The organism is Ruegeria denitrificans (assembly GCF_001458295.1).
In the GTDB taxonomy this organism is placed as follows: Bacteria; Pseudomonadota; Alphaproteobacteria; order Rhodobacterales; family Rhodobacteraceae; genus Ruegeria; species Ruegeria denitrificans.
Genome location: NZ_CYUD01000013.1, coordinates 15,357 through 27,038 on the forward strand (window position 1 = coordinate 15,357; position 11,682 = coordinate 27,038).

General features: G+C 57.1%; 10 protein-coding genes and 1 riboswitch. Of the genes, 7 read left to right on the forward strand and 3 right to left on the reverse strand.

From position 1 onward, the window contains the following. Positions 1-9: 9 nt before the first annotated feature. Positions 10-116: riboswitch (TPP riboswitch) on the reverse strand. A 127-nt stretch (positions 117-243) separates the two neighbouring features. Both dnaJ and dnaK read right to left on the reverse strand, forming a co-directional pair. Continuing rightward, positions 244-1,395 carry a molecular chaperone DnaJ gene (gene dnaJ / locus RUE5091_RS17820; RefSeq protein WP_058283400.1) on the reverse strand — a complete coding sequence of 384 codons (1,152 nt, stop codon included), beginning with the start codon at positions 1,393-1,395 and terminating at the stop codon, positions 244-246. Between the two features lie 74 nt (positions 1,396-1,469). Continuing rightward, complete coding sequence (dnaK, locus tag RUE5091_RS17825; RefSeq protein ID WP_058283303.1) at positions 1,470-3,377, reverse strand: molecular chaperone DnaK; 1,908 nt, start codon at positions 3,375-3,377, stop codon at positions 1,470-1,472. Positions 3,378-3,589: 212 nt separating this feature from the next. Here dnaK and RUE5091_RS17830 point away from each other — a divergent pair, with 212 nt between their 5' ends. After that, the gene (locus RUE5091_RS17830; protein ID WP_058283304.1) at positions 3,590-4,192 is read left to right on the forward strand and encodes an alpha-ketoglutarate-dependent dioxygenase AlkB family protein; all 603 of its coding nucleotides are present in this window, start codon (positions 3,590-3,592) and stop codon (positions 4,190-4,192) included. Here RUE5091_RS17830 and RUE5091_RS17835 read toward each other — a convergent pair. Continuing rightward, complete coding sequence (locus RUE5091_RS17835) at positions 4,189-5,010, reverse strand: ABC transporter permease (RefSeq protein ID WP_058283305.1); 822 nt, start codon at positions 5,008-5,010, stop codon at positions 4,189-4,191. The genes RUE5091_RS17830 and RUE5091_RS17835 overlap by 4 nt on opposite strands. Before the next feature lie 122 nt (positions 5,011-5,132). Here RUE5091_RS17835 and cysQ point away from each other — a divergent pair, with 122 nt between their 5' ends. The 6 genes from cysQ (at position 5,133) to RUE5091_RS17865 (ending at position 11,677) form a co-directional block, all read left to right on the forward strand. Beyond that, positions 5,133-5,930 (forward strand): 3'(2'),5'-bisphosphate nucleotidase CysQ, encoded by a 798-nt coding sequence (gene cysQ, locus RUE5091_RS17840; protein WP_058283401.1) that lies wholly within the window; start codon positions 5,133-5,135, stop codon positions 5,928-5,930. Then, complete coding sequence (locus RUE5091_RS17845) at positions 5,930-6,730, forward strand: 3-deoxy-manno-octulosonate cytidylyltransferase (protein ID WP_058283306.1); 801 nt, start codon at positions 5,930-5,932, stop codon at positions 6,728-6,730. Before cysQ ends, RUE5091_RS17845 begins: the two co-directional genes overlap by 1 nt. A gap of 69 nt (positions 6,731-6,799) precedes the next feature. After that, the gene (gene galE / locus RUE5091_RS17850; protein ID WP_058283307.1) at positions 6,800-7,783 is read left to right on the forward strand and encodes a UDP-glucose 4-epimerase GalE; all 984 of its coding nucleotides are present in this window, start codon (positions 6,800-6,802) and stop codon (positions 7,781-7,783) included. A gap of 7 nt (positions 7,784-7,790) precedes the next feature. Continuing rightward, a complete protein-coding gene (locus RUE5091_RS17855) occupies positions 7,791-8,828 on the forward strand; it encodes a glycosyltransferase family 2 protein (RefSeq protein WP_058283308.1) in 1,038 nt (345 codons plus the stop codon). A 165-nt stretch (positions 8,829-8,993) separates the two neighbouring features. After that, positions 8,994-9,980, forward strand: a complete 987-nt coding sequence (locus RUE5091_RS17860) for a glycosyltransferase family 2 protein (protein ID WP_058283309.1) — start codon at positions 8,994-8,996, stop codon at positions 9,978-9,980. Further along, a complete protein-coding gene (locus RUE5091_RS17865; protein WP_058283310.1) occupies positions 9,977-11,677 on the forward strand; it encodes a DUF5927 domain-containing protein in 1,701 nt (566 codons plus the stop codon). Before RUE5091_RS17860 ends, RUE5091_RS17865 begins: the two co-directional genes overlap by 4 nt. The last annotated feature ends 5 nt before the right edge of the window (positions 11,678-11,682 follow it).

Consider the following 11,682-nt stretch of genomic DNA (forward strand, 5'->3'; position numbering starts at 1 on the left):
GGAAAACGTCTGAGTGATTAGACCGTTCCCTACGCCGGCATTGCCCGGATCAGGTTCGATGGGTTAACGCATTCACGCCTCTCAGCCCTTTGATCAGGGCACCCCAACGGTTGGCACGACAATCTCAGGGGCTGCGAGGGGATTCAAGGGCCAATTTTGGTGCAGTTCATGAACAAACTGGACCTATGAATCGAAAAAGCCGACCCAAGGGGATCGGCTCTTTCGCAAATTGGCAACGTGGTATTAACCCTTCATCCCATCCCAAAAGGATTTGACGGATGAGAAAAAGCTTTTGGATTCCGGGTGATTATCTTCACCCAGATCGTCGAACTCACGCAGCAGTTCTTTCTGGCGGCTGGTCAGGTTGACCGGCGTTTCCACGGCCAGTTCGATGAACATATCACCCACACCACCGCCACGCAGGGCGGGCATGCCCTTGCCGCGCAAGCGCATTTGGCGGCCAGACTGGCTGCCTGCCGGAATCTGCACGCGGCCACGGCCACCGTCGATGGTCGGCACTTCGATCGAGCCGCCCAGCGCAGCCTTGGCCATGCTGACCGGAACGCGGCAGTACAAGTTCACGCTGTCGCGTTCGAACAGCCTGTGATCCGACACTTCGACAAAAATGTACAAATCACCCGGGGGGCCACCGCGCATGCCGGCCTCACCCTCACCCGCCAGACGGATGCGGGTTCCGGTTTCCACACCGGCAGGGATGTTGACGGACAGCGCGCGTTCTTTTTCCACGCGGCCTGCGCCACCACAAGCCTTACAGGGGTTCTTGATGATCTGACCCAGCCCCGAACAGGTCGGGCACGAGCGTTCAACAGTAAAGAAACCCTGCTGCGCCCGCACTTTGCCCATACCCGAACAGGTTGGACAGGTGGTCGGCTCAACGCCGCCTTCCGCGCCCGAACCGTCACAAGCCGAACAGGCCACGGCGGCGGGCACACTGATGGTTTTCTGCAGACCTGCGAATGCCTCTTCCAGCGTCACACGCAGGTTATAGCGCAGGTCCGATCCGCGCGCGGCGCGACGTCCGCCACCGGGACCGCCACGCTGACCGCCCATGAAATCGCCGAACAGATCGTCAAACACGTCCGAGAATGCGCTGGAGAAATCACCCTGACCAAAGCCACCACCAGGACGGCCACCACCACCCATACCGTTTTCAAAGGCCGCATGGCCAAAACGGTCGTAAGCAGCCTTTTTGTCAGCGTCGCGCAGAACATCATAAGCCTCGTTGGCCTCTTTGAACTGCGACTCGGCATCCGGGTTGTCTTTGTTGCGATCGGGATGCAATTCCTTGGCCTTCGTACGAAAGCCTTTCTTGATTTCATCCGCCGATGCGCCCTTGGACACGCCGAGCACATCGTAGTAGTCGCGTTTTGACATCAGTGTTTCCTTCTGCCTCAACGTAATCGGGCCGGCCCGGCAACCGGACCGGCCCGCATTGGCCCGGTTACCCGTTAGTTACGCTTGTCGTTGTCCAGATCTTCGAACTCGGCGTCGACAATGTCATCCTCACCCGGAGCAGCATCTGCTGCCGCAGGTTCATCATCACCTTCGTCGGCTTGCGCCTTGTAGATGGCTTCACCCAGCTTCATGGCGGCTTCGGTAACGTTCTGGATGCCCGACTTGATCTTGTCGGCATTTTCGGTTTCCAGCTCGTCCTTCAGCGCGGCAATTGCCAGCTCGATGGCTTCGATGGTGGTCGGATCGACCTTGTCGGCATGCTCTTCCATCGACTTTTCGGTCGAGTGGATGAGGCTTTCCGCCTGGTTCTTGGCGTCGACCAGTTCGCGGCGTTCCTTGTCGGCTTCCGCGTTCTCTTCAGCGTCCTTGACCATCTTGTCGATGTCCTCGTCGGACAGACCGCCCGAGGCCTGGATGGTGATCTTCTGCTCTTTGCCGGTGCCCTTGTCTTTGGCCGAAACCGAGACAATGCCGTTGGCGTCGATGTCAAAAGTCACCTCGATCTGAGGCATGCCGCGCGGTGCGGGCGGGATATCTTCGAGGTTGAACTGACCCAGGATCTTGTTGTCCGCGGCCATTTCACGCTCACCCTGGAACACACGGATGGTTACGGCGTTCTGGTTGTCTTCGGCGGTCGAGAAGACCTGAGACTTTTTGGTCGGGATCGTGGTGTTGCGGTCGATCAGACGGGTGAACACCCCACCCAGCGTCTCAATCCCCAGCGAAAGCGGCGTCACGTCCAGCAGAACCACGTCTTTAACGTCGCCCTGCAGAACACCGGCCTGAATGGCGGCGCCCATGGCAACCACTTCGTCCGGGTTCACACCCTTGTGCGGCTCTTTACCGAAGAACTTGGTGACCTCTTCGATCACTTTCGGCATCCGGGTCATACCACCGACCAGAACAACCTCGTCAATGTCGCCAGCCGACAGACCTGCGTCTTTCAGCGCGGCCTGACAGGGCTTCATCGACTTTTTGATAAGGTCCGAAACCAGCGATTCCAGCTTGGCACGGGTCAGTTTCATGACCATGTGCAGCGGCTGACCGTTCGACCCCATCGAGATGAACGGCTGGTTGATTTCGGTCTGCGAAGTCGAGGACAGTTCGATCTTGGCTTTTTCAGCAGCTTCTTTCAGACGCTGCAGGGCCATCTTGTCGGCAGACAGATCGACACCGTGTTCCTTTTTGAACTCGTCCGCCAGGTAGTTGACGATGCGCATGTCAAAGTCTTCACCACCTAGGAAGGTGTCACCATTGGTCGACTTGACCTCGAACAGGCCATCGTCGATTTCCAGAATGGTCACGTCGAAGGTACCGCCACCAAGGTCATAAACCGCGATGGTTTGAGTTTCTTCCTTGTCCAGACCATAAGCCAGAGCAGCCGCTGTCGGTTCGTTGATGATCCGCAGCACTTCCAGACCGGCGATTTTACCGGCGTCTTTGGTGGCCTGACGCTGAGCATCGTTGAAGTATGCCGGAACGGTGATGACCGCCTGCGTGACTTCCTCACCCAGATAGCTCTCGGCAGTTTCCTTCATCTTACCCAGAGTGAAGGCCGAGATCTGGCTTGGGGAATACTTATCGCCACGGGCTTCGACCCACGCGTCACCGTTGCCGCCATCGACGATGGCATACGGCACCATTTTCTTATCTTTTTCGACTTCTGCATCATCCACACGACGACCGATCAGACGCTTGACGCCAAAGATCGTGTTGTCGGGGTTGGTGACCGCCTGACGTTTTGCAGGCTGACCGACCAGTCGCTCATCTTCGGTGAAGGCGACGATCGAGGGCGTGGTCCGCGCCCCTTCGGCGTTTTCGATGACCTTCGGCTGCGAGCCGTCCATGATGGCCACACACGAGTTGGTGGTTCCGAGGTCAATCCCGATTACTTTTCCCATATGTTCAATCCCTTTCTCTTCAAGGCGATGTCCCGAGGTCCGAACCCGTTATGGCACCCGGCCCCGATCTGATATGCGCAACAGCCCTACACCATCGCGCGTCCCGGCGTATATAAGGGCGGGATCAGAGGCCTGCAAGCGTTGTAAAACGCAGGTTTTCGGGAATCTGTGGCCTTTTTGGCAAGGTTTTGGCAAGGATCGGGGAATCTTGGATGGCGCGGCTGCTTTTGCGCGGTTTTGATATCAGAAAAGCCTGGCTGGATGGGACCGCTCAGGCGCAGCTGATCGACAGCCTGCGACCGATTCTGAAATCGGCCCCCTTGTTCCGGCCAGTAACGCCATCCGGCAAAGAAATGTCGGTGCGTATGACGTCGGCTGGGGCATTGGGCTGGGTCACCGACAAGACGGGTTACAGATATCAGGCACAGCATCCTAAAGGCATGGACTGGCCTGCGATTCCGGATCAGATCCTTGATATCTGGCGCGACCTTGCCAGCCCGGACCGCGACCCCGATTGCTGTTTGATCAACTATTATGGTGAAGGGACCCGGATGGGGCTGCATCAGGACAAAGACGAGGCCGATTTTTCCTGGCCGGTCCTGTCAATCTCGTTGGGGGATGATGCCTTGTTCCGCATCGGCAACCAGACAAGGGGCGGCAAGACCGAATCCATCTGGTTGAACTCGGGTGATGTGGTAATCATGGGCGGGCCCGCCCGGTTGACCTATCACGGCATCGACCGCGTCCGTTTCGGGTCTTCGAAACTTTTACCCAAAGGCGGCCGGATCAACCTGACACTACGCGTGGCTCGTTAACGCCGTGCGTCCCAACTTTGGGATACATGCTGACGGGAAAAGAAAATCCCCAACAGGCCAATCAGCAACAAGACCAACCCCACCCAAAGCGCATATTCCCAGTTTGTATTGCGTGGGAAATAGTTGCGGAAAAGAAATCCACGGCACTGGTCGATGATGTGAAACAGGGGGTTCCAAGCAAACATCGCCAGTGTGGCGCCGCCCAGCGCATTTGCAACGAACATTTTCCCCGAAAATATCATGTTCAGCCGTCGATAAATATTGGTCAGCATCGTGACGATAGTGGGAAACCATGGTTTCAAAGCCATGAACACAACGCCGATGGCGCAACCGACAAACCAACTTAGGATCACCATGGCAAAGGCACCACCCGGTTCCTGAATTTCAATCGGTCCGATCGCCACGCTGTAGAGGAACAGGATCACAATGACTGTCACAATCTGCGTGTAAAGTGCCCCAAAGGCGGTTGCCAACAAAACGACCATCATATTCATCGGTGAATGCAGCATCATCGGGTTATTGCCGGTGCTGACCCCCGCCACCGCACTAACGGATTTGACATGGGTGATAAAAAGAAACACCCCTGACAGCAAAAACAGAATCAATTCGCCCCGGATCCTGGCGATGCGCGGGCCAAGGAAAGACATGATCGTGTAAAACACTGCGACAAGGGCCAGCACCTGCAGGATATTGACGATTATAGCCACAACCGCGTTGTGATGCTGGGACCTGACGCTGCGCACGACCGCGTGGAATATCAATTCGGCCGTTGTGAACGCGCCGCCCAGTAAGGACTGGTTTCGCTTGTAATAATACACCCGAAGCGTCTTTCCCGTTATTTCGCCTGCAATCTGCCACGAAATTCTTGCCGTTCCGTAACCAGCACATCATAAGGCCGTCAGGTTATTCGATCAACAATTCACAGGAACGGAGCATTTTTGTGACCTACGACGCCCTTATTCCCGTCATTCGGCGGCTGGCTTTGGAAGCCGGTGACAAGATCATGGAAATCTACAATTCCGATGATTTCGACGTAAAGGTCAAATCAGATGCCAGCCCAGTGACCGAAGCGGATGAAGCAGCCGATGCCCTGATCTCGGCCGGTCTGCGCGCGGCTTTTCCCGACGTTCTGCTGGTGACCGAGGAGCAGGCTGCCTCGCATTCCGAAAAGGGTGACACTTTCCTGATTGTTGATCCGCTGGATGGCACCAAGGAATTCATCAACCGCCGCGGCGATTTCACCGTGAATATCGCATTGGTCGAAAACGGCGTTCCAACCCGTGGCGTCGTGTACGCTCCGGCCAAGGGGCGCATGTTCTATACGCAAGCCGACGGTCAATCGGTCGAAGAGACCGGCGCGTTGGACAGGACGCAGATCGGGGATGTGGCGCCAATTTCAGTGTCTAAACCGGACAATTCAGCCCTTTTGATCGTAGCTTCTAAATCGCACCGCGATCAGGCCACTGAGGATTACATCAACAAATATCAAGTGAAGGACAGCAAAAGCGCGGGCTCGTCGCTGAAATTCTGTCTGGTCGCCACTGGTGAAGCGGATCTGTATCCTCGCGTGGGTCGCACGATGGAATGGGACACCGCCGCGGGTCATGCCGTGCTGGCGGGCGCTGGTGGCAAAGTCGTGCGCTTTGATGACCATTCGCCGCTGACCTATGGCAAGGATGGCTATGCAAACCCGTTCTTTATCGCCTACGCTCCGGGTGTTGACCTGAAGGAGGCCTGATGTCCGTTCTGATCGCCATTCCCGCCCGTTATGCCTCGACCCGCTACCCGGGCAAACCGCTGGTGCCGCTGACCGGGGCCAATGGCATCGCGATGACATTAATCGAACGCTCCTGGCGCGCGGCCTGCTCTGTCTCGGGCGTCGACAAGGTGGTCGTCGCCACCGATGACGACCGCATCCGCGAGGTGTCCGAGGGGTTCGGAGCCGAGGTGGTGATGACCTCGGAAGATTGCCAGAACGGCACCGAGCGCTGTGCCGAGACCCATGCAAACCTAGCCGCAGACTATGACATTGTGGTGAACCTACAAGGTGACGCGCCGCTGACCCCGCATTGGTTTGTCGAAGACCTGATCGCAGGCCTGCGCGCCGCCCCCGAGGCCGGCGTCGCCACGCCGGTGCTGCGCTGCGATGGCGATGCACTGAACAGCCTGCTGAACGACCGTAAACACGGGCGCGTTGGTGGCACCACCGCTGTTTTCGCCGCCGATCACAGCGCCATGTATTTCTCAAAAGAAGTCGTTCCCTTCACTGCACAGACCTATGGCGGCGGCGACGCGACCCCGGTGTTCCATCATGTTGGCGTTTACGCCTATCGCCCCGATGCGCTGGCCGCCTATCCCACCTGGCCGGCTGGTCCGCTGGAACAACTGGAAGGGCTTGAGCAGCTGCGCTTTATGGAAAATGGTCGCAAGGTTCTGTGCGTCGAAGTTGAGGCCAAAGGCCGCCAATTCTGGGAGCTGAACAATCCACAAGACGTTCCCAAGCTTGAGGAAATGATGGCTGCGATGGGGTTGGATTGAGCTGTTTTTCCCTGATCTGCATAAGCCTGACGACGTAAGTATGCACAGCACGCGGTTTCTGGAATATATATGACCAACATACTTGTAACCGGCGGGGCCGGATATATCGGATCACATGCCTGCAAGGCACTGGCACAGGCGGGCTATACACCCGTGACCTATGACAATCTGATCACCGGTTGGCAGGACGCGGTGAAATTCGGGCCGTTTGAACAGGGCGATCTGTTGGACCGGGCGCGACTGGATGAGGTTTTCACCAAGTACCGGCCCGCTGCCGTTATGCATTTCGCCGCCCTCAGCCAAGTGGGTGAGGCGATGTCCCAGCCCGGCAGATACTGGACCAACAACGTCGCCGGATCACTGAATCTGATCGAGGCCGCGGTGGCAGCCAATTGCCTGAATTTCGTGTTCTCATCGACCTGCGCTACCTACGGTGAACATGACAATGTCGTGCTGGACGAAGACACGCCGCAACTGCCGCTGAATGCTTACGGGGCCTCGAAACGCGCTATCGAAGATATCTTGCGCGATTTCGAAGCCGCATATGGTCTGAACCACGTGATTTTCCGCTATTTCAACGTGGCCGGCGCCGACCCCGAGGGCGATGTGGGAGAATTCCACCGTCCCGAGACACATCTCGTGCCGCTGATGCTGGACGCAATCGACGGCAAGCGTGACGGGCTGACCGTATTCGGCACCGACTACGACACGCCCGATGGCACCTGCATCCGCGACTATGTGCATGTCTGCGATCTGGTCGATGCACACGTGCTGGGGCTGAACTGGCTGGAACAGGGCAAGGGCAGTCGGGTTTTCAACCTTGGCACCGGATCAGGCTTTTCGGTGATGGAGGTGATCGGCCATTCCAAAGCCGTAACTAACCGCGAGGTGCCCTATTCCATCGGCCCCCGCCGCGCTGGCGATTGCACCAAGCTGGTTTCGGGCTCGACCCGCGCCGAGTTAGAATTGGGCTGGGAACCAAAAAGATCAACGTTAGAGACCATGATCGGCGATGCCTGGCGCTGGCATCAGAACGGCAACTACGAAAAGTGAGCCGGAGGTGACAAATCACGCAACCGATACTCTTCCGTCGATTGGCTGGGTGCAAAAATACCGGTTGCGTCTGAAACGACGGCGGTTGCTGTGGCGGTCTTTTCGCAGTCGCCATCAGTTGAAATGCCTCGGCGATCAAACTGCGCAGATCAGGCCCAACGCTGTTCTCGCCTTCACCACGCTACGCGACGAAATCACCCGGCTACCTTGGTTCTTCCACCATTACCGCGCGCTGGGTGTCGACCATTTCCTGATCGTGGATAACGGCAGCGATGACGGCTCGGTCGAATTCCTACTCGATCAACCCGATGTTTCGCTATGGAAAACCGGTGCCAGCTATCGCGACGCGCGCTTTGGTCTGGACTGGCTGACATGGCTTCAGATGCGCTATGGGCATGGCCATTGGACCCTGATGGTGGATGCGGATGAGTTGCTGATCTACTCCGACCATGATACCAAGCCCCTGCACGATCTGACTGAAGCATTGGACCAACAAGGCCATGCCGCCTTTGGTGCCTTGATGCTGGACCTCTACCCCAAGGGTCCGCTGGGCACGCAGGTCTATGACCCTCAGGCGGACCCCACCAAAATTCTGAATTGGTTCGATCCCAGTCCATACTGGGCGCAGAGGCAAAGCCCGATGGGCAATCTTTGGGTGCAGGGTGGTGCACGTGAAAGAATGTTCTTTGCCGACCGGCCTCGGCATTCGCCAACGCTGAACAAAATCCCCTTGGTGCGCTGGTCACGACGCTTTACCTACGTGAATTCGAGCCATTCAGCCCTGCCCCGGCACCTGAACGCAGCCTATGACGGACCAAGTGGTAATACGCCGTCAGGCGTGTTGCTGCACACCAAATTCCTACCCGAAGTGGTGGGTAAGTCAAAAACAGAGAAAGCCCGACGTCAGCATTTTCATGATCCCGACCAATTTGGGTCATACTATGATGCAATCGGAGGCTGCCCTGACCTGTGGACGCCAAAGTCGGTACGGTTTGAGGGTTGGGCTCAGTTACAGGAACTGGGTCTGATGGGGAAAGTTTGCTGAAACGCAGCATATGTGACTAACGATTTTTAAAGTCGTTGCCTTGAAAGATGCAACAATGGCATAAAACGGCACTTGCCCGGCACCACTCTGGATCATCCAGCCCCGGGCATGCTCGCGTAAACAAGAAGGTTGAGCAGACGCGTGAGCCTGTTGGATTCATACCGGATGAGATTGCGGCGCAAGCGTCGTCTTGCGCGTTGCCTACGCAAACGCCGGCAATTAAAACCAGTTTCTGACAAGAGCGCCAATATCCGGCGCGATGATGTCCTGTTGATGAGCGTTCTGCGGAACGAGAAAATCCGCTTGCCCTATTTTCTGGAATACTACCGTAAGCTGGGCATCGACCATTTTCTGTTCGTCGACAACAACAGCGATGATGGCTCGAGCGAATATCTGGCCAGCCAACCGGATGTATCCGTCTGGCAGGCAAATGCTAGCTATAAACGGGCCTCGTTTGGATTGGACTGGTCGAACTACCTGCTGCGCAGATACGCGCACGGGCATTGGGTGCTGACGGTCGACCCGGATGAGTTCTTTATCTACCCGTTTTGCGACACCCGCCCGATCCGCGCCCTGACCGATTGGCTGGATGGTTGCGCGGTGCGCAGTTTCGGCACCATGCTGATCGACATGTATCCGCAGGGGCCAGTGGATGCGGAACCCTATCACGAAGGACAGGACCCGTTTCAGATCGCCCGTTGGTTTGATGCTGGCAATTACATGATCACCATGAATCCAGACTACAAGAACCTGTGGATTCAGGGCGGACCGCGGGCCCGTGTGTTCTTCCGGGACGCCCCCTTGCAGGCACCGGCGTTAAATAAAATCCCTCTGGTCAAATGGGACCGGCGGTATGTCTATGTCAGTTCGACCCATTCTCTGCTGCCGCGCGGGCTGAACCAGGTCTATGATGAATGGGGCGGCGAAAAGACTAGCGGTGCCTTGTTGCACGCCAAGCTGATCAGTACGCTGGGCGAGAAGGCCCGCGAAGAGATGCTGCGCGGTCAGCACTACCGCCGCTCGGGCGAGTATCGCGCTTACGCCGAAGGATTGGACGAGCAGCCGGTATTCTGGTGCGACCGATCCGAGAAATACATCAACTGGCGTCAGCTTGAGATTCTTGGCCTCATGTCGAAAGGAAACTGGGCATGAGCCGTCTGGGCGTCGTCATGCTGGTGCACACAGCACTGCACCGGGCCGAGCAGGTGGCGCGTCACTGGACGGCATCGGGCTGCCCGGTGGTGATTCATGTGGACGGCAAAGTTTCCGATCGCATTTTCTCCGCATTCGTTTCCTCATGCGCCGATGAGCCGCTGATTCGGTTCTCGGATCGTCATATCTGCGAATGGGGTGGCTGGGGTATTGTCGCGGCCTCGCAATCGGCGGCAGAACTGATGCTTGCGGCCTTTCCGGACGTCCATCACGTCTATCTGTCATCGGGTGCCTGCCTGCCTCTGCGGCCGATGGACGAACTAATTGACTATCTTTCAGACCGGCCGCGTGTAGATTTCATTGAAAGCGCCACCACCGCAGATGTCAGCTGGACCATCGGTGGGCTGGATCAGGAACGTTTTACCCTGCGCTTTCCGTTTTCCTGGCGGCGAAGCCGTAAGCTGTTCGATGCCTATGTAAAACTGCAACGCGCCATCGGAATGCGTCGCAAGATCCCGGAAGGGTTGGTGCCGCATATGGGCAGTCAATGGTGGTGCCTGACCCGCCAGACCTTGTCTGCCATTCTGCAAGACCCCAAGCGACAGACCTATGATCGTTACTTCCGGCGTGTTTGGATACCGGATGAAAGCTATTTTCAGACGCTGGCGCGGCTCTATTCAACCCATATCGAAAGCCGGTCGCTGACCTTGTCGAAATTCGACTATCAGGGACGGCCGCATATTTTCTACGACGACCATCTGCAACTGTTGCGCCGGTCGGACTGTTTTGTGGCCCGGAAAATCTGGCCACGCGCGGATCGCTTGTATCAGGCGTTTCTGACCGATCAAAGCAGCGCCATGCGCCCGGCCGAACCCAATCCGGGCAAGATCGACCGGGTATTTTCCAAAGCGGTCGAGCGTCGGACCCGCGGACGCGACGGGCTGTACATGCAAAGCCGTTTTCCCCGTCATGGCAGTGAAAACGGTTTGACCTCTTTCCCCTATTCGGTGTTTCAGGGTTTCACCGAACTGTTCGAGGATTTCGAGCCCTGGCTGGCTGAGGCCACGGGCGCACGGGTCCATGGGCACCTGTTTGGCCCCGAACGGGCTGAATTCGCCAATGGGGACTCGATCGCCAACGGCGCGCTCAGTGATTGTGCGGTTCTGCGCGATTATAACCCAACGGCCTTTGTATCGAATCTGATCTGGAACACGCGCGGTGAAAGACAGTGCTTTCAATTCGGCCCCGGCGATACGCAAAAGATCAACTGGTTTCTGGCGCGGGACAAGAACGCACAAATCTCGGTCATCACCGGGGCCTGGGCAATACCACTGTTCCGGTCAAATTTGAACTTTGCTGACATCCGTTGTGAGGCCGCGCGCCTGCAACGGATTGAGACCAAACAGCTGGAAGTTCTGGGATCGGTCTGGACCAAAGCGCGGGTGCGCACCTGGTCCTTGGCGGAATTTGTGGAATCACCGATGGAGCCCATACAGACCGTCATCGAAGAAATCGGCACCCAACGCGCCGGCCATCTGGTCGAAGCGCCAAAAATGGTGGATCTGTCCGGCTTTGGGCAATTCCTGCAGAACCTCAAGAACCAGGGGATGCATCCCTATATGATGGGAGATTTTCCAACAGATGATGTCTTCGGTGCGCAGGTTCGGCCGTTCAAGAAACCCTATCTGGTGCAATAGCTCGT

What these genes read in the sequence shown, in the direction of transcription:
- dnaK (WP_058283303.1), bottom strand. Translation starts at nt 3,377, where the DNA reads ATGGGAAAAGTAATCGGGATTGACCTCGGAACCACCAACTCGTGTGTG.
- dnaJ (WP_058283400.1), bottom strand. Translation starts at nt 1,395, where the DNA reads ATGTCAAAACGCGACTACTACGATGTGCTCGGCGTGTCCAAGGGCGCA.
- RUE5091_RS17830 (WP_058283304.1), top strand. Translation starts at nt 3,590, where the DNA reads ATGGCGCGGCTGCTTTTGCGCGGTTTTGATATCAGAAAAGCCTGGCTG.
- galE (WP_058283307.1), top strand. Translation starts at nt 6,800, where the DNA reads ATGACCAACATACTTGTAACCGGCGGGGCCGGATATATCGGATCACAT.
- RUE5091_RS17860 (WP_058283309.1), top strand. Translation starts at nt 8,994, where the DNA reads ATGAGATTGCGGCGCAAGCGTCGTCTTGCGCGTTGCCTACGCAAACGC.
- RUE5091_RS17845 (WP_058283306.1), top strand. Translation starts at nt 5,930, where the DNA reads ATGTCCGTTCTGATCGCCATTCCCGCCCGTTATGCCTCGACCCGCTAC.
- RUE5091_RS17865 (WP_058283310.1), top strand. Translation starts at nt 9,977, where the DNA reads ATGAGCCGTCTGGGCGTCGTCATGCTGGTGCACACAGCACTGCACCGG.